22 protein-coding genes are annotated in these 16962 nt (G+C 66.6%); 12 read left to right on the top strand and 10 right to left on the bottom strand.

What is annotated here, in order from left to right; all coding sequences use genetic code 11:
* Window positions 1-51: 51 nt before the first annotated feature.
* From murJ to hslV, 4 genes are read right to left on the bottom strand one after another with little or no spacing between them, the layout of a single operon-like run.
* On the bottom strand, window positions 52-1656 hold the full coding sequence (murJ, locus tag QO058_RS16245) for a murein biosynthesis integral membrane protein MurJ (RefSeq protein ID WP_284167341.1): 1605 nt from the start codon (window positions 1654-1656) through the stop codon (window positions 52-54).
* A complete protein-coding gene (gene hslU, locus QO058_RS16250; protein WP_284167342.1) occupies window positions 1653-2960 on the bottom strand; it encodes an ATP-dependent protease ATPase subunit HslU in 1308 nt (435 codons plus the stop codon). Before hslU ends, murJ begins: the two co-directional genes overlap by 4 nt.
* Window positions 2960-3460, bottom strand: coding sequence for a GNAT family N-acetyltransferase (locus QO058_RS16255; protein WP_284167343.1), 501 nt, complete (start codon window positions 3458-3460; stop codon window positions 2960-2962). Before QO058_RS16255 ends, hslU begins: the two co-directional genes overlap by 1 nt.
* Window positions 3457-4026, bottom strand: a complete 570-nt coding sequence (gene hslV, locus QO058_RS16260; RefSeq protein WP_284167344.1) for an ATP-dependent protease subunit HslV — start codon at window positions 4024-4026, stop codon at window positions 3457-3459. Before hslV ends, QO058_RS16255 begins: the two co-directional genes overlap by 4 nt.
* A 41-nt stretch (window positions 4027-4067) precedes the next feature.
* Between hslV and QO058_RS16265 the strand changes: the two genes are divergently transcribed.
* On the top strand, window positions 4068-4595 hold the full coding sequence (locus QO058_RS16265) for a hypothetical protein (protein ID WP_284167345.1): 528 nt from the start codon (window positions 4068-4070) through the stop codon (window positions 4593-4595).
* On the opposite strand, the gene QO058_RS16270 is transcribed toward QO058_RS16265, so the two are convergent.
* Window positions 4509-5279 carry an isocitrate lyase/PEP mutase family protein gene (locus QO058_RS16270; protein WP_284167346.1) on the bottom strand — a complete coding sequence of 257 codons (771 nt, stop codon included), beginning with the start codon at window positions 5277-5279 and terminating at the stop codon, window positions 4509-4511. The two genes, QO058_RS16265 and QO058_RS16270, sit on opposite strands and share 87 nt — an antisense overlap.
* 184 nt (window positions 5280-5463) lie before the next feature.
* Between QO058_RS16270 and hisB the strand changes: the two genes are divergently transcribed.
* From hisB to hisA, 4 genes are read left to right on the top strand one after another with little or no spacing between them, the layout of a single operon-like run.
* Window positions 5464-6051 carry an imidazoleglycerol-phosphate dehydratase HisB gene (gene hisB, locus QO058_RS16275; RefSeq protein WP_284167347.1) on the top strand — a complete coding sequence of 196 codons (588 nt, stop codon included), beginning with the start codon at window positions 5464-5466 and terminating at the stop codon, window positions 6049-6051.
* A gap of 12 nt (window positions 6052-6063) precedes the next feature.
* Entirely contained in the window at window positions 6064-6549 is a 486-nt protein-coding gene (locus QO058_RS16280; protein ID WP_284167348.1) for a DUF2628 domain-containing protein, read from the top strand.
* Window positions 6546-7202 carry an imidazole glycerol phosphate synthase subunit HisH gene (hisH, locus tag QO058_RS16285; protein WP_284167349.1) on the top strand — a complete coding sequence of 219 codons (657 nt, stop codon included), beginning with the start codon at window positions 6546-6548 and terminating at the stop codon, window positions 7200-7202. The genes QO058_RS16280 and hisH overlap by 4 nt, the downstream gene beginning before the upstream one ends.
* The gene (gene hisA, locus QO058_RS16290) at window positions 7190-7933 is read left to right on the top strand and encodes a 1-(5-phosphoribosyl)-5-[(5-phosphoribosylamino)methylideneamino]imidazole-4-carboxamide isomerase (RefSeq protein ID WP_284167350.1); all 744 of its coding nucleotides are present in this window, start codon (window positions 7190-7192) and stop codon (window positions 7931-7933) included. Before hisH ends, hisA begins: the two co-directional genes overlap by 13 nt.
* Window positions 7934-7948: 15 nt before the next feature.
* Here hisA and QO058_RS16295 read toward each other — a convergent pair whose 3' ends face one another.
* The 4 genes from QO058_RS16295 to QO058_RS16305 form a co-directional block, all read right to left on the bottom strand.
* Entirely contained in the window at window positions 7949-8503 is a 555-nt protein-coding gene (locus QO058_RS16295; protein ID WP_347975359.1) for a carbonic anhydrase, read from the bottom strand.
* Window positions 8504-8511: 8 nt separating this feature from the next.
* Window positions 8512-8658 (bottom strand): hypothetical protein, encoded by a 147-nt coding sequence (locus QO058_RS31130; protein WP_347975361.1) that lies wholly within the window; start codon window positions 8656-8658, stop codon window positions 8512-8514.
* Window positions 8659-8780: 122 nt separating this feature from the next.
* Window positions 8781-9398, bottom strand: a complete 618-nt coding sequence (locus QO058_RS16300) for a transporter substrate-binding domain-containing protein (RefSeq protein WP_284167351.1) — start codon at window positions 9396-9398, stop codon at window positions 8781-8783.
* 276 nt (window positions 9399-9674) lie between these two features.
* Window positions 9675-10472 carry a transporter substrate-binding domain-containing protein gene (locus QO058_RS16305; RefSeq protein WP_284167352.1) on the bottom strand — a complete coding sequence of 266 codons (798 nt, stop codon included), beginning with the start codon at window positions 10470-10472 and terminating at the stop codon, window positions 9675-9677.
* Between the two features lie 152 nt (window positions 10473-10624).
* Between QO058_RS16305 and hisF the strand changes: the two genes are divergently transcribed.
* The 7 genes from hisF to QO058_RS16340 all read left to right on the top strand — a co-directional run bounded on the left by hisF (window position 10625) and on the right by QO058_RS16340 (window position 15630).
* A complete protein-coding gene (hisF, locus tag QO058_RS16310) occupies window positions 10625-11389 on the top strand; it encodes an imidazole glycerol phosphate synthase subunit HisF (RefSeq protein ID WP_284167353.1) in 765 nt (254 codons plus the stop codon).
* Between the two features lie 4 nt (window positions 11390-11393).
* Window positions 11394-11714, top strand: coding sequence for a phosphoribosyl-ATP diphosphatase (locus QO058_RS16315; protein WP_284167354.1), 321 nt, complete (start codon window positions 11394-11396; stop codon window positions 11712-11714).
* Window positions 11715-11766: 52 nt separating this feature from the next.
* On the top strand, window positions 11767-12741 hold the full coding sequence (gene coaA / locus QO058_RS16320) for a type I pantothenate kinase (RefSeq protein ID WP_284167355.1): 975 nt from the start codon (window positions 11767-11769) through the stop codon (window positions 12739-12741).
* 33 nt (window positions 12742-12774) lie between these two features.
* Entirely contained in the window at window positions 12775-13302 is a 528-nt protein-coding gene (locus QO058_RS16325; RefSeq protein ID WP_284167356.1) for a DUF1697 domain-containing protein, read from the top strand.
* A 41-nt stretch (window positions 13303-13343) separates the two neighbouring features.
* Window positions 13344-13799 (top strand): YqaA family protein, encoded by a 456-nt coding sequence (locus tag QO058_RS16330; protein WP_284167357.1) that lies wholly within the window; start codon window positions 13344-13346, stop codon window positions 13797-13799.
* Window positions 13800-13860: 61 nt separating this feature from the next.
* The gene (locus QO058_RS16335; protein WP_284167358.1) at window positions 13861-14211 is read left to right on the top strand and encodes a RidA family protein; all 351 of its coding nucleotides are present in this window, start codon (window positions 13861-13863) and stop codon (window positions 14209-14211) included.
* 33 nt (window positions 14212-14244) lie between these two features.
* The gene (locus tag QO058_RS16340; RefSeq protein WP_284167359.1) at window positions 14245-15630 is read left to right on the top strand and encodes a tetratricopeptide repeat protein; all 1386 of its coding nucleotides are present in this window, start codon (window positions 14245-14247) and stop codon (window positions 15628-15630) included.
* Here the strand turns inward: QO058_RS16340 and QO058_RS16345 are convergent, their stop codons facing one another.
* On the bottom strand, window positions 15631-16782 hold the full coding sequence (locus QO058_RS16345; RefSeq protein ID WP_284167360.1) for an aminotransferase: 1152 nt from the start codon (window positions 16780-16782) through the stop codon (window positions 15631-15633).
* Between the last annotated feature and the right edge of the window lie 180 nt (window positions 16783-16962).

Here is a 16962-nt window from a genome sequence, read left to right on the forward strand (position 1 = left end):
GGGCGCTCCGTCGTCAGGGCGAAAAAATTCGTGAGTCGTTGGTCGATCCGCTCAGGAACGCGGCGTTCTGACGGAAGCGCCGCGAAGGCGCAAGAGCCCCGGCGGCAGGACGGCGTCGAAGGCGCCGAACAGGAAGCCTGCGACGGCGTAAGTCGCGGCGCCCGCGCAGCACAGGAGCGCCAGTGCGCCGGCCCGCCGCAATGCCGGCTCGCCCGGGTTCAGAGCCGGAAGGAGCGGTGTGATCGCGACGTTCAGCGCCAGCATCATGAGCGCAGATGCCAGCAGGATCGCAAGGATCGTCCTGGCATCCGTCCAGCGCGGGCGCCACAGCCCGGTTCGCAGGAGATGCACTCCCATCAAGCCCATCTGGACGATAAAGGCGAGGCTTGCCGCCAGGGCGCCGATCATCGCCGCATTGCGCGAGCCGAGCAGGAAGAACCCGGCCAACGCCGCAAAAAGGACCGCGGCAAGGCCGGCGATCACGGGCAAACGCGGCTGCCGCCGTACGAAATAGACCTGCCCGAAGACCTTGGCGGCGAGCGCAAAGGGCAGGCCGAGCGCAAAAGCGGCAAGCGCGGCCGCAGTGCGCTCGCGATCGGCGACGCTGAACTGCCCGTTCTCGAACAGCACCGAGACGATCGGCTCGGCCAACACGAAGAGGGCGGTCGCGGCCGGGATCGCCAGTGCCAGTCCGAGCGCCAGCGCCCGCCCGAGCAGGGCATCGTGGTCGGCCTGAGATACTTCGCCGGCCATGGCGGAGAGCACGACCGTGCCCATGGCGACACCGAAGAAGGAGAGCGGCAGCTGGAAGACGCGGTCGGCATAATACAGCGCCGAGACCGAGCCAGCTTCCGTCGAGGCGATCTGGGTCGAAATCAGCAGCACGAGCTGGCCGGCCGAAGCGGCGAGCAATGTCGCTCCGCCAGTCCTGACCAATCGTGTCATGTCCGGCGTCCAGCGCAGGCTGGGGTGTGGCAGGCCGATGCCGCGCAGGCGCCACAGGATCATGACGAGATGGGCGAGGCCGGTCAGGCTGAGGCAGGCGGCGAGCAATGTCGCGCTGGCATGACTGTCGCTGCCGCGGAACGTTTCGACCAGCAAGGCCGCGAGCAGGATCGCATTCATCAGTGCCGGCGCCAGCGCCGCCACGGTGAAGCGCCCTTCGGCGTTGAGCAACGCCGCGAGCAGGGCGGCGAGCGTGGTCAGCAGCAGGAAGGGCAGCATCAGCCGCGTGTAGAAGGCGGCGAGCGCCAGTGTCTGCGGTTCATCGGCGAAGCCGCCGGCCAAACCGAGCACGACCCAAGGCGCGAAGATTTCGGCCAGAACGACGAAGCCGAGCAGCAACAGCCCGAGCTGACTCGCCGCCGCGCCGGCGAAGCGTTTGGCAGCCTCATCGCCGCGCTCGGCCTTGATGGCGAGATAAAGCGGCACGAAGGGTGCGTTCAGCCCGCCCTCGCCGAGCACGCGCCGGACGAGATTGGGCAGGCGCAAGGCAGCCAGGAACGCATCCGCCACCGGCCCTGCGCCGAGCAGGCGAGCGATCAGCACGTCGCGGGCGAAGCCGAGCAGGCGCGACAGGATCGTCGCCGCACCGACGATCAGCGAATCGCGGGCGAGGCGGGAGGAAGATGTCTCGGCCTCGCCCGGAGGGCTCACAGAATGAACCGGCTCAGATCGGCATTCCTGGCGAGGTCGCCGATGCGCGCTTCGACATAGGCGGCATCGATCGTCACGCTCTCGCCGCCACGGTCGGTCGCGGTGAACGAGATCTCGTCGAGGATGCGCTCGATCACGGTCTGAAGCCTTCGTGCGCCGATGTTCTCGACGCTCGAATTGACCTCGACCGCGATGCGCGCGATCGCCGCAATCGCATCCGGCGTGAAGTCGATCGTGACCTGCTCGGTCGCCAGCATCGCCACCGACTGCTTGATCAGGCTCGCTTCGGTCTCGGTCAGGATGCGCTTGAAGTCCTCGACGTCGAGCGGCGAGAGCTCGACCCGGATCGGCAGGCGGCCCTGCAGTTCCGGCAGGAGGTCGGACGGCTTCGAGACGTGGAAGGCGCCGGACGCGATGAAGAGGATGTGGTCGCTCTTCACCGGCCCGTGCTTGGTCGCGACCGTCGTGCCCTCGATCAGCGGCAGGAGGTCGCGCTGCACGCCCTCGCGCGAGACGTCGGCGCCGCCGCGGCCCTCGCGGGCGCAGATCTTGTCGATCTCGTCGAGGAAGACGATGCCGCTGTTCTCGACCTCGCGAATCGCGGCCTGGATGATCGCGTCCTGGTCGATCAGCTTGTCGCTCTCCTCGGCGAGCAGCGGGCCATAGGCGTCCTTGACCTGGACGCGCCGGGGCTTGCCCTTCTGGCCGAAGGCCTTGCCGAACATGTCGGAGAGGTTGATCGCGCCGATCGAGGCGCCGGGCATGCCGGGCACCTCGAACATCGGCTGGGTGGAGCCGCCCGAGGCGACCTCGATCTCGATCTCCTTGTCGTCGAGTTCGTTGGCGCGCAGCTTGCGGCGGAAGGCGTCGCGGGTGGTCGCGCTTGCGGTGGCGCCGACCAGCGCGTCGAGCACGCGCTCCTCGGCGGCGACATGCGCCTTGGCCTCGACATCCTTGCGCCGGCTCTCGCGGACGAGACCGATTGCGACCTCGACCAGGTCGCGCACGATCGATTCGACGTCGCGGCCGACATAGCCGACCTCGGTGAACTTGGTCGCCTCGACCTTGAGGAAGGGCGCGTTCGCCAGCTTGGCGAGGCGCCTGGCGATCTCGGTCTTGCCGCAGCCGGTCGGCCCGATCATCAGGATGTTCTTGGGCGCGACCTCCTCGCGCAGCGGCCCTTCGAGCTGCTGCCGGCGCCAGCGATTGCGCAGGGCGATCGCGACGGCGCGCTTGGCGTCATTCTGGCCGACGATGAAGCGGTCGAGCTCGGAGACGATCTCGCGGGGGGAAAACGACGTCATCAAACAGGTTCCTGGATCATGATCAGCGCGGGGCCGTCGCCGGTCTCGCGAATATCGAGGGCCGTGAAGCCCGCCTTCTCATAGGCGCGGATCGCGGCGAGATTCTCCGGATCGGGGTCGATTACCACCCGCGACCCCCCTTGCGCGAGCAAATGGCGGGCGAAGGCGCCGATGAAGCGGGTGCCATGGCCCTGGCCGAGCATGTCGGGCTCGCCGATGAACTGGTCGATGCCGCGCGTGCCGGCCGGCTGATCCTGCAGCGGATAATCGGGCCAGAGCGCGGGATCCCAGCTCTGCTGGTGGGCGAAGGGCCGCCCGTCATGGCTGACGATCAGCGCCTCCATGCTGGGATCGCCGAAGATGCGCGCGATCTCGGCGAGCTCCTCGTCGGGATCGCCCCACCAGCGCCGGACATGGTCCTGTTCGAGCCAGCGCGCCAGCAGCGGGAAATCGTCGGGCGTCGCGGGCGCGAAGGCATAGCCGTCGGCGACGAAGTTCATGCGCTCTCCAGGGTCTCGAGGACGAGCGAGTGATTGGTATAGACGCAGATGTCGCCGGCGATCTTCATCGCCTTGCGCACGATCGTCTCGGCATCGGCCTCGACGTCGACCAGAGCCCTGGCCGCGGCGAGCGCGTAGTTACCGCCGGAACCGATTGCCATCACCGAGCCATGCTCGGAAGCTTCCGGCTCAAGTACGTCGCCGGTGCCCGAGATCAACAGCGAGACCTCCTTGTCGGCGACCAGCAGCATCGCTTCGAGGCGGCGCAGATAGCGGTCGGTGCGCCAGTCCTTGGCGAGCTCGACGCAGGCGCGCAGCAGCTGCGTCGGGAACTGCTCGAGCTTGGCTTCGAGCCGCTCGAACAGGGTGAAGGCGTCGGCCGTCGCGCCGGCGAAGCCCGCGATCACCGCGCCCTTAGCGAGGCGGCGCACCTTCTTCGCGTTGCCCTTCATGATCGTTGGGCCGAGCGAGACCTGGCCGTCGCCGCCGATCACGACACGGCCGCCCTTGCGCACCATCAGGATGGTGGTCGCGTGCATGACGGGGGCATTGCTAGTCTCGGACATCGCGATTCGATCTCGGTCAATGGCAGTCAGGAACCGCCAACATGTTCAGGCAGAAGCCCGGTATCAAGAGCGATCCGGTCAAACGCTGGAATCTGTCCGAGCGCGTCTTCTTCGCCTGCGGCGCCTGCCACATCCTCGCCTATGCCTTTCTGGAAGCCTATCCGGAGCATGGTTTCCAGGCCGTCTGGATCAGGCCGGTCGAGGGCTTCACCGGCAACCATGTCTTCGTCAGCAACGGCAGGACGGCCTTCGACTTTCACGGCTATCGCCGTGAAGAAGCCTTGGTCGCGCATCATTGGGCCAAGGGCCGGCTCTGGTGGCCGGGCTGGGACGGCACGCTCGTGCCCTTGCCGCAGGATGTGCTGATCTCGGAAGCGAAGTCGAAAACCTATGACGGGCTGTGGCTGCGCGAGCCCGGTCAGTTCCTCCACGACGCGATGCCGCGGGCGCAGGCGTTTTTGGCGCGCTTCGGGCCTCCGCCGTCAGCCGACGGCCAGGCTTGCGGCACACTGCTCGACGAAACGGGCCTGCGCCGCCAGATAGGGTCCGGGGCCGTAGCTGATCCGTGACACGCCGAGCCCGGTCAGGGTCTCGCGATCGGGCGCGCCACCCATCACCATCACGTTCACGGGAAGCGTCAGCGCATTACAGATCGCCGCGATGCCGCTCTCGTCGAGCAGTCCGGGAATGAAGAAGCCGCTGCAGCCGGCCTGCTGATAGGCCAGCGCTCGCTCGATCGCCGTATCGATCAGGTCCGGGTGGCGCGTCTTGTCGGCCTCCAGCAGGAAAAGATCCGTCCTGGCGTTGATGAACACGGGGATGCCGAGATGATCCGCCGCGCTCCGGATCGCCTTGATCCGCTGCACCTGGTCGGCGATGGCGTAGAGCGCGCCAGTCCCGACGATCTGGTCCTCGAAGTTCAGACCGACCGCGCCGGCAGCGATGATCCGCGTGGCATTCTTCGCGACGCCGTCGGGGTCTTGCGCGTAGCCGCCTTCGAAATCGACGGTAAGCGGCAGCGCGACGACCGACGCGATACGGCCGACGATCGTCTCGATGAGGTCGAGCGGGATCGCCTCGCCGTCGTCGAAGCCATGCGCCGCCGCCATCGACCAGCTTCCAGTGGCGATCGCCTTGCTGCCGGCCTTGGCAGCCGAGCGGGCGCTGCCGGCATCCCAGATATTGTAGAGGACCAGCGGTCGGCCTTTGACATGAAGTGCGGCGAGCTGGCCTGCTTTGTCAGCCTGTGTCATCGAACCTCTCCTTGCCTCGGCGAGCCGCTGGTAACGGACCCGGCAGTCGCCTTCTGTCAGCAGATCCGTCTGGCACCGGGGCGACGAGGCAAGCCGGCCGAACCAGAGCTTCCTCGATCGCCATGGCCTTCCGGCCGGTCGCCTGCTAAAGCGACGCGAAATTCCGCAAGCGACAGAGACGATCATGCGTTCTGGCGAAGTGAAGCGCCGCACCAATGAGACCGATATCGCGGTCAAGCTCGTGCTCGACGGCACGGGCAAGGCCGAGATCGCGACTGGGGTCGGCTTCTTCGACCATATGCTCGATCTCTTCGCCCGCCATTCGCTGATCGACACCACGGTCACCGTGAAGGGCGACACCCATATCGACGATCACCATTCGGTCGAGGATGCCGGCATCGCGCTCGGCGAGGCGCTCAAAGCCGCGCTCGGCGACAAGAAGGGCATTCGTCGCTATGCCGACGTGCATCTGCCGATGGACGAGACGCTGACCCGCGTCGCGGTCGACGTTTCCGGCCGGCCCTTCCTGGTTTTCCGGACGCAGTTCAAGGCGGAAAAGATCGGGACCTTCGACACCGAGCTGGTGCGCGAGTTCTTCCAGGCCTTCGCCATCAATGCCGGCATCACGCTGCATGTCGAGACGCTCTATGGCGACAACGCCCATCATATCGCCGAGAGCTGCTTCAAGGGCTTGGCGCGGGCGCTGCGCCAGGCGATCGAGGTCGATCCGCGCGAGGGCGGCCGTGTGCCCTCGACCAAGGGCGCATTGTAAGGGATCGCTGCGATGGCGTTCTATCAGGCTCTGATCCCGCCGCCGGATGCGGGAGGCTTGCGCGAGGAGATCGAGCAGGCCTGCCTCTTGCCGGAGAGCTTCACCTGGCCGGCTCTGATCTTCGGCGGCGTCTGGCTGCTGTTCAAGCGGCTCTGGCTCGTCTTCATCGTTTACGCCCTGGTCTGGGCTGGGTTGATCTACCTCCAGCGCCAGATGGGTTTTTCCTTTCTCGCTGTGATGCTCTCGCATACCGCCCTCGCGATTTTCCTCGGTCTCGAGGGCCAGAACCTGATCGCGCGCAAGCTGCTGCGTAAGGGCTGGCGGCTGGTCGACGTGGTCGAGGCGCCGGATCTCTCCAGCGCCGAGCGCCGCTTCTTCGAGCGGGCCTTGCCGGCCGGCGCGCCGCCGCGGGTCGCCGAGGCAGCGCCACCTCCCGTCCGTTTCGCACAGAGTTCCGCGCCGGTGATCGGCCTCTTCCCCGAGGCGAACGGACGATGAGCCAGACTGTCGCCATCGTCGATTACGGCTCGGGCAATCTGCACTCGGCCGCCAAGGCCTTCGAGCGCGCCGCTGCCGAGGCCGGTATCCCCTCGACCATCCGCGTCACCAGCGATCCCGCCGAGGTTCGCGCCGCCGACCGCATCGTACTGCCAGGCGTCGGCGCCTTCGCTGATTGCCGGCGCGGTCTCGATGCCGTTCCCGGCATGGTCGAGGCTCTGGAGGAGACGGTTCGGGCCAAGGGCCGGCCCTTTCTCGGCATCTGCGTCGGCATGCAGCTGATGGCGAGCCGCGGGCTCGAATACGTCACAACCGAAGGCCTCGGCTGGATCGCCGGCGATGTCGCGCTGATCCGGCCGCAGGATGACGCCCTGAAGATTCCGCATATGGGCTGGAACACGCTGCATCCGCAGGACGAGCATCCCTTGCTCGCCGGCATCGAGACCGGCCCCTCCGGCTGGCACGCCTATTTCGTGCACTCCTACGCGCTGACGGCGGAGAATCCGCAGGAGGTTCTGGCGCTGACCGATTACGGCGGCCCGGTCACCGCGATCGTGGCAAAGGGCAACATCGCCGGCACGCAGTTCCACCCGGAGAAGAGCCAGAAGCTCGGCCTGAAGCTGATCGGCAATTTCCTGAGGTGGGCGCCGTGATTCTGTTCCCTGCGATCGACCTCAAGGAAGGCCAGTGCGTTCGGCTGAAGCAGGGCGACATGGGCCAGGCGACCATCTTCAACGATGATCCCGCCGCCCAGGCCGCGACCTTTGAGCGCCAAGGCTTCCAATGGCTGCACGTCGTCGATCTCGACGGCGCCTTCGCCGGCAAGCCGATGAATGCGGCTGCTGTCGAGGCGATCCTGGCGCGTGTCTCGTTCCCGGTGCAGCTCGGCGGCGGCATCCGCGACATCAGGACGGTCGAGGGCTGGCTCGCCAAGGGCGTCGCCCGCGTCATCATCGGCACGGCGGCGGTACGCGATCCCGGCTTCGTGCGTGAGGCGGCCAGGGCCTTCCCGGGCAAGGTCGCTGTTGGCATCGATGCGCGCGACGGCTTCGTGGCTGTGGAAGGCTGGGCCGAGACCTCGGCGCTCGCCGCCGACGATCTCGGGCGCCGCTTCGAGGATGCCGGCGTCGCCGCGATCGTCTACACCGACATCGCCCGCGACGGCATGCTCCAGGGCATCAACTGGGACGGCACGATCGCGCTGGCGCATGCGCTCTCGATCCCGGTGATCGCCTCTGGCGGGCTGGCCTCTATGGCCGATATCGAGCGGCTCATGGCGCCCGACGCGGCGATCCTTGAAGGCGCGATCACCGGCCGCGCCCTCTATGATGGCCGCATCGACCCGGCGGCGGCATTGGCGAGAGTCGCCGCGGCAGTCAGCTGAGCTTCGAGAGCCCCGCTAGACCAGCTCGACCTTGCCGGTAGCCAGATCGTAGACGCCTCCGACCACGGCAAGCTGCTTCTGCGCGAGACGCTGCGACAGGATCGGCGTGGCCTTCTTCAGCTTGGCGACGTTGAGCCGGACATTGGCGATGGTCGCCGCCTTCAGCAGATCGGCCGCGCCCTCCTTCTGCGCGGCGAGCACGGCCGGCCTGATTGCGTTGATCAGCGCGGGCAGGTGCCCCGGCAGCTGCGTCTTCTCCTTGACGACGTTGATTGTCGCGGAGACGGCGCCGCAATTGCTGTGGCCAAGCACCAGGATGAGCTGCGAACCCAGTACCTGCGCGCCGTATTCGAGGCTCGCTAGCACGTCCTCGTTGACGAAGTTGCCGGCAACGCGGGTGACGAAGAGTTGGCCGGGCCCCTGGTCGAAGGCCAGTTCCGGTGCGATGCGCGAATCGGCGCAGCTCAGGATCGAGGCGAAGGGCGCTTGCGAGGCGGCGCGCGCCGCCCGGCCGGCCGAGAAATCGCGCTCGTTCAGAGTGCCCGCGACATAGCGGGCATTGCCGTCCACCAGCCGCTTCAGAGCTTCATCGGAACCGACCGCGGCCGATTGCGCCCGGATGGACGTTGAAAGGCGCTGGCCAGCGCCAGCCCGGCTCCGGCCGCCAGCAGCTTGCGGCGCGAGAGCCCGGTCTTGCCGGTGGCCGGGAGACAAGAATCGCACATCGTGGAATCCTCGAATGGCTGGCCTGCGATGGCCGTTCAGCGCAAATACTGCTCGTAATAGCGCTGATACTCGCCGGTCGCCTTGGCGATGTGCAGCCACTGGTCGACGAAGGCCTTGAAGATCACGTCGCCGCGCGCGGCAGCAGATAGCCGATCTCGATGAAGGTCAGCGGTTTGTCGGGATTGATGGCGCAGAGGCCGGGCTTGAGCTTCTGCTGCACGGTCGCCTCGATCGCCTCGGTCACGAACACGTCGGCGCGCCCGGCCAGGATCTCGTCGAAGATGGTGACGTTGTCGCTGTGCAGCGTGACCTTGGCCTGCTTGAAGTTGCTCTTGGCGAAGCGCTCATTGGTGCCGCCGGGATTGGCGATCGCGGTGACGCCCGGCTTGTCGATGTCGGCGACGGTTCGGAACTTGTCCTTGTCGGCGCAGCGCGCCAGCGGGATCTTGCCGGTCCGCAGCGCCGGATCCGAGTAGAAGACGCGCTTCTGCCGCTCCAGCGTCACGCCGATGCCGCCCATGGCGATGTCGCATTTGGCGCCGGTGAAATCGGCCATCAGCTCGGCCCATTTCGTCCGCACGAATTTGGGCTCGACGCCGATCGCCTTGGCGAGCGACTTCGCCATCTCGATGTCGATGCCCTCGAAGCTGTCGCCGGCGGCATTGGTGAACGGCTTGTAGTCGCCGGTGGTGCAGATGCGGAGCGTGCCGGCGCTCTGGATCGCATCGAGCTGGCTCACGGGCGCCTGTGCCTGAGCCGCGCCAATGCAGAGCAGACCTGAGAAAGCGGCGAGTCCGCCGCGCCTGATCGTCGATAGCATGAGCCCGTGTTTCCCCTCTTGTCGTTGCGGCAAGGAGATCAGTGCGCAAAGGCGGGTTCAACCGCCGCGCGGGCGAGGCGGTCGTGTCTGGCACGCATTGCTTGCTACCGGGCGATGCATGTCCGCTGTGCTGGAACATGCTCCAGGTTGCACCACGCCGCGATCCAGGCGCGGCGCGGTCCTTGGTCGGCCCGATCAGCGCACGAACTGATTGTAGATCGTGGCGAACTCGCCGGTTGCCTTGGCAAGATGCAGCCACTGGTCGACGAACGCCTTGAAGACGATGTCGCCGCGCGGCAGCAGATAGCCCATCTCGCCATATTGCAGGGGAGCGTCGGGGTTGATGGCGCAAAGGCCCGGCCGGATTTTCTCCTGGACCTTCGTCTCGATCGACTCGGCGACCATGATGTCGGCCTTGCCGGCGAGGATCTGATCCCAGATCGTGACATTGTCCGGGAAGATCTCGATCTTGGCCTGCTTGAAGTTGGCGCGCACGAAGCGTTCGTTGGTGCCGCCCGGATTGACGATGACGCGCGTCTCCGGCTTGTCGATATCTGCGACGGTCTGGAACTTGGAGACATCGGCGCAGCGCGCGATCGGCGCCTTGCCGTTGATCAGATAGGGCGCGGAGAAGAAGGCGCGCTTCTGCCGGTCGAGCGTCACCGAGATGCCGCCCATGGCGATGTCGCACTTGCCGCCGGTGAAGTCGTTCATCAGATCGGCCCATTTCGTCTGCACGAACTTGGCCTCGACGCCGATGGCCTTCGCCAGCGACTTCGCGAGCTCGATGTCGATGCCCTCATAGCCGCCGTCCTTGGCCAGCGTGAACGGCTTGTAGTCGCCGGTGGTGCAGATCTGCAGGGCGCCGCGGCTCTGGATTGTCTCGAGCTGACTCTGCGGGGCCTGCGCCAGCGCGGCGGCTGTCAGGCCGAGCCCGGCGGCGGCGCTCAGCGCCGCGAGCTTCAGGGCCTTGAAGGACGATGTGATCGTCATGGGAATCCCCCTCGGTTTTGCTTATGGCGCGCAAGAAAGCAGGGATCGTGCCGGCGATCAATCCAGCCGGCGCGCGCCGCGTTTGCGTGCAGCATGGCCGCAGCGCTATATGCGCCCGATCCTTTGTCGTTCCGCCCCGGGCAGGCCTGCCGATGACCCTGAAGACCCGCATCATCCCCTGCCTCGACGTCAAGGACGGCCGTGTCGTCAAGGGCGTGCAGTTCCTCGATCTCGTCGATGCCGGCGATCCCGTCGAGGCGGCCAAGGCCTATGATGCGGCCGGGGCCGACGAGCTCTGCTTTCTCGACATCACTGCCAGCAGCGAGGACCGCGGCATCCTGTTCGATGTCGTCACGCGCACGGCCGAAGCCTGCTTCATGCCGCTCACGGTCGGTGGCGGCGTGCGCTCGGTCGAGGATATCAGGCAATTGCTGCTGGCCGGCGCAGACAAGGTCTCGATCATGACCGAGGCGGTGAAGCGCCGCGAGTTCGTACGTGAAGCCGCGCAGAAATACGGCGCGCAATGCATTGTCGTCGCGATCGACGCCAAGCAGGTTTCGCCCGATCGCTGGGAAGTCTTCACCCATGGCGGCCGCAACCCGACCGGACTCGACGCTGTCGCCTATGCCCGCGAGGTCGCCTCATTGGGTGCAGGCGAGATCCTGCTCACTTCGATGGATCGCGACGGCGCCAAAACCGGCTTCGACCTCGACCTGACCCGCCGCGTCGCCGATGCGGTCTCGATCCCGGTCGTCGCCTCGGGCGGCGTCGGCACGCTCGACCATCTCGTCGAGGGCGTGCGCGAGGGCCGCGCCTCGGCCGTGCTCGCCGCCTCGATCTTCCATTTCGGCACCTTCACCATCCCGCAGGCCAAGGCGCATATGGCCGCCGCTGGGCTGGCGATGCGGCTGGATTGACGCGATGACAGTTTTCTCGCTGACCGATCTCGAACGCATCGTCGCCGAGCGCGCGTCTGCCCCGCCTGAGGAATCCTGGACGGCGAAGCTCCTCGCCGCCGGTCCCGAGCGCGCCGCCAAGAAGCTTGGCGAAGAAGCCGTCGAGACGGTGATCGCGGCCGTGAAAGGTGATCGTGACGAGCTTATCGCCGAGAGCGCCGATCTGCTTTATCATCTTTTGGTCGTGCTCAAGGCCCGCGATGTTGCATTGCGGGACGTATTGAGCCAGCTTGAGGCCCGTACCGCGCGTTCCGGCCTGGCCGAGAAAGCGGCGCGGCCCCGTTGAAGTCGAGGCGAGTGTCGCGTTGAACCTCGAAGCCTGGAATACGGGGGGCATCATGGACCAGCGTCCGATCGCGGCGCCGCCTGGCCCCGACCTCGTCTCGCCCTATCGCAGCTTCACGCGCGACGAGTGGGCGCATCTGCGCGCCGATGCGCCATTGACGCTCTCGGTCGACGACCTCACCAAGCTGCAGTCGATCAACGATCCGATTTCGCTCGACGAGATCGTCGCGATCTATCTGCCGCTCTCGCGCCTGCTCTCGCTCTACGTCGCCGCGACGCAAGGGTTGTTCAAGGCGACTCAGCGCTTCCTGATGGCCGAGGCTGAGGTCAAGGTTCCCTATGTCATCGGCGTCGCCGGCTCGGTCGCAGTCGGCAAGTCGACCACGGCGCGCGTGCTGAAGGCGTTGCTTTCGCGCTGGCCGAACACGCCCAAGGTCGAGCTGGTCACCACCGACGGCTTCCTGTTGCCCAATGCCGAGCTCGAGCGCCGCGGCCTGATGCAGCGCAAGGGCTTCCCCGAGAGCTATGACAGCGCGGCGATCCTGCGCTTCCTCTCCGAGGTTAAGGCCGGCAAGCGCGCCGTCAGCGCGCCGGTCTATTCGCATCTGGTCTATGACGTCGTGCCGGGCGAGCAGGTCACGGTGGAGCGGCCGGACATCCTGATCCTCGAAGGTCTGAACGTGCTGCAGCCGAGCCGGATGCCGCGCGACGGCACGATCATCCCGTTCGTCTCGGACTTTTTCGACTTCTCGGTCTATCTCGACGCCGACGAGAACGACCTGCACCGCTGGTACGTCAACCGCTTCATGACCTTGCGCCAGACCGCCTTCCGCGATCCGCGCTCCTTCTTCCGCAAATATGCCGAGATCGGCGAGGAGGAGGCGCTCTCGATCGCCGAGAACCTCTGGACCGGCATCAATCTGCCAAACTTGCGGGAGAACATCGTCCCGACCCGCCAGCGCGCTGGCCTGATCCTGACCAAGGGCGCCAGCCACCGTATCCAGCGGGTCGCTCTTAGGCGGTTGTAGCGCGGGCGTGAAACCGCCAGTTCTGAAACCACTATGACGACCTATGTCGCCCTGCTGCACTCGATCGTGCTCGGCCCCGGCAAGCGCCTGGTGATGACGGATCTGAAGGCCATGGCGGCGGAACTCGGCTTCGGCGATCCGCGCACCTGGGTCGCCACCGGCAATCTGATCTTCGAGGGCGACGATGCGCCCCTCCCAGCGATCGAGAGCCGCTTGGAAGCGGCTTTCCGTGCCCGTTTCGGCAAGCATGTCGACATCATCCTGCGCACGGCGCAGGATTGGCGGCGACTCACCGCCCAAAATCCCTTCCCGCACGGGAACGGTGCCGATGTCGGTATCCGCGTCATGCGAAAGCCGCTCGGCCAGGACGCCCTGTCGATGCTCGGCGGGCTCGCCGCGCCCGGCCTTGCGCTCGCCCTTGCCGACGGTGATCTATGGATCGATTTCAGCGCCAAACCGAGCGAGACGAAGCTGCTCTCGCATCTGACGACCAAGAAACTCGGCGTCGGCACACTGCGCAACGCCAATACCGTCAATGCCCTTGCCGCGATGCTGAACTGATGCTCCAGCCCGCGTATTCGACGCGATAGGAACCTCTGACGGTGCTGGAGCAGCTCGATCTTTCCGCCCTCGGCCTGATGGCCGGCGCCGCCTTCGTCGCTGCGACGTTGCTGCCGGCGCAGTCGGAGGTCGTCTTCGTCGGGCTGCTGGCGGCGAAGACCGTCGATCCGACGCTCCTTTTCATCGTCGCTTCGCTCGCCAATACGGCCGGCTCGGTCGTCAACTGGTGGCTCGGCCGGCTGATCGCGACGGGTGGCGTCGAGCGCCTGCCGGCACGGCTGCGGCCCGACCCGGTGCGCTTCGCCAAGGCGCAGGGCTGGTTCGCCCGCTTCGGTTGGCCGTCCTTGCTCTTCGCCTGGCTGCCGATCGGTGGCGATCCGCTGACCTTGGTCGCGGGATCGCTGAACTATCCACTTCTGCGCTTCATTCTGCTCGTGTTCATCGGCAAGGCGGCACGTTATGCCCTGCTCTGGGCGGGCTGGGCGGTCGCTGCATAAGCATTTGCGCGTATTGCGGTCTCGGGCTACCAGCGAGGCCCATTCTGATGGAGACCAGATCATGAGCATCAAGCGCATCGCCCCCGGCCCCCGCATGTCGAAGGCCGTCGTGCATGGCAACACGGTCTATCTCGCCGGTCAGGTCGCCGGTGCGGCGGCCGGCAAGAGCGTCGGCGAGCAGACCAAGGACATCCTCTCGATCATCGACGGGCTCCTCGCCGAGGCCGGCACCGACAAGTCGAAGCTGCTGATGGTCAACATCTGGCTCTCCGACATCTCGACCTTCGCCGAGATGAACGCCGTCTGGGATTCCTGGGTTTCGGCGGGCAACACGCCTGGCCGCGCCACCGTCGAGGCCAAGCTCGCCGGTCCGCAATACACCGTCGAGATCGCGGTCATCGCCGCGGTCTGACTACGATTGCGCAGGGGGTGGCGGTCTCGAAACGTGAATCCGGAACTCGCCACCATCCTGGCCCGTGTCTCGCAGCGCGAGGGCGTCCCCCCCGCGCTGCTGCTGGGCGTCCTCGCCTCGATGGCAGCGCCTGGCAAGACTGATTTCAGTCGCATCGAGCATGATCTCCTCCGCAAGGCCGGCGACTACAAGGCCTTGCATGCCCGCCTGCTGAAGCCGTCCGGCGTCGATCCAGAACTCGACCACCTGCGCGCGGGGGCGGCGCGTCTGCTGGCCGAAGGGCGTCTTGCGGAGATGGATCGCATCCTGGCACAGGCGGAGCAGCGAAACCTCGACGGCACGGTCGCGCTCGACAAGATGTCGAAGGAGCGACTCCTAGCGGCCGCGGCTGGTCGCGGCGATCGCGCCGCCGCCGCGATATTGCAGCTCAACCCGAAGGCTTATGGCGAGGCGGCGGAACGCTTCGCGGAGGCTGCGCTGATCGCGGCCTCGGCCGACGCCGAGAGCGGGCGCGGCTATGCCTGGATGCAGGCTGATGCGCTGGCGCGCAAGGGCGCCGACTTTTCCGACAGGTCCGCTTTCGTCGCCGCGATCGAGCAATTGCGCGGCATGCTCGCCAAGCTCGACAATTTCGACGAGACCGTGCCCTGGGCCGAGACGCAGCTCAGGCTGGCGCGCTCGCTCACGGGGCTCTCGCATTTCGACGGCGGCGGCGGGTTGTTGCGGCAGGTGGTCGAGATCTATCGCACCACCCTGGACGATTTGACCCGCGCCAAGGCGCCGCGTCTCTGGGCTGCGTTGCAGACCAGGCTCGGCGAGGCTTTGCTGCGTCTTGGCGAGGCCGAGGACGATGCAACGCTGCTCGATGAGAGCGTCGCCGCCTTTCGCGCCGGGCTGTCCGGCCTGACGCGTTCGGACATGCCGCGCGAATGGGCGAGACTGCAATGGGAGCTTGGCAAGGCCCATGTCGCGCTCGGCTTGCGTGCCAGCGGGGTCGCCGCATTCGAAGCGGCCGTGAACTGCTTCAAGCTGGTGCTCGAGGACCGTCCCCGCGAGAGCGTTCCGCTCGACTGGGCCGAAGTGCAGGATCGGATCGGCGCGGCGCTGGTCGGCCTCGCTGCCTATTATCGCGAGCCGGTCGTGCTGGAGGAGGCGATCGCCGCCTTCGATGCGGCACTGGAGGTTCGGCGCCGCGAGATCGTGCCCTCGCTCTGGGCCGAGAGCGCGGCCAACCGGGCCGAGGCGCGTCTCGAGCTGGCTGATCGCCTCCGCGACCGCTCCGAGGCCGAGAAGGCGACGGCTGAGCTCGTCATGGCGATCGAGACGATGCGCGGTCACGGCCTCGCGGCCGAAGCCAAGCGGCGCGAGCCGAAGCTTCCGCGCGCCGCCGCGTTGGTCGAGGCCCTGCGGAAGGCCTGATCAGGCCGTGACGCGCAGCGCGGCGAGCCGTTCCAGCGCCTTGTCCAGCGTCGCGTCGTGCTTGGCGAAGCAGAAGCGCACGACATTGCGCACTGGGCCCTCGGCATAGAAGGCACTGACGGGAATCGCCGCAACGCCGTGTTCGCTCACCAGCCGCTGACAGAAGGCGACGTCGTCGCTCTCGCCGAGCGGACCGATGTCGACATTGAGGAAATAGGTACCGGCGCTGGGCAACACGCTGAAGCCGAGGTCACGCAGGCCGCCGGCGAACCGGTCTCGCGAACGCTGGAAATCGGCGCGCATCCCCTCGAAATAGGCATCGTCCTTGCCGAGGCCATAAGCGACGGCCGCCTGCAGGTTCGGCGGTGTCGTGAAGGTGATGTACTGGTGCGCCTTGGCCAGTACGCGCATCAGCTCCGGCGCCGCCATCACCATCCCGACCTTCCAGCCGGTCAGCGAGAAGATCTTGCCGGCCGACGAGATCTTGACCGTACGCTCGCGCATGCCCGGCCGGCTCATCAGTGGCGCGTGGCGGTGACCGTCGAAGACGACATGTTCCCAGACATCGTCGCAGATCGCGACCGCATCGTGCCGGACGCAGAACGATGCCAGCAGATCGAGATCGGCTTCGCTGAAATTGGTTGCCGTCGGGTTGAGCGGGTTGTTGAACAGCACCACCCTGGTCTTCGGCGAGAACGCCTGCGCCAGTGCCTCCTCGCTGAGTCCGAACTCGGGCGGCGTCAATGTGACGAACCTGGGAATGCCTCCAGCCCGGCGCACCAGTGGGAGATAGGCGTCGTACATCGGCTCGAACAGCACGACCTCATCGCCGGGCGAGACGAGTGCCATCAGCGCGCCGGCGATCGCCTCGGTCGCGCCGGAGGTCACCATCACCTCGGTTTCCGGATCGAGCGCGAGGCCCTGCCAATGGCGAAAGTGCGTGGCGGTCGCTTGGCGCAGCTCGGGCAGGCCCATCATCGGCGGATACTGGTTCCAGCCGTCGAGCACGGCCTCGGCCGCCTTGCGACGCACATCCTCCGGGCCGGGATCGTCGGGAAAGCCCTGGCCGAGATTGACGGCCTGGTGCTCGCGCGCGAGCCGCGACATTGTTTCGAAGATCGTCGTCGGAAGGGCGGAGAAGATCGGGTTCATCGCGGCACTTCGGCTGGCTCAGGAACGATGGGAAGCCGCCATAGCACGCGCAACAGCCGCGCGCATCGTCTCCGAAAAGCGATAGAATCTGCGGAGTGATGAATATTGACATTCGTCAGCAGTCAGTATTCTCTAGCCCTCAGCCGGTTCACGCCAGCTTCTGCTGCTTCTTCGCCCCTT

It is taken from the genome of Bosea vestrisii (assembly GCF_030144325.1).
Taxonomy (GTDB): domain Bacteria; phylum Pseudomonadota; class Alphaproteobacteria; order Rhizobiales; family Beijerinckiaceae; genus Allobosea; species Allobosea vestrisii_A.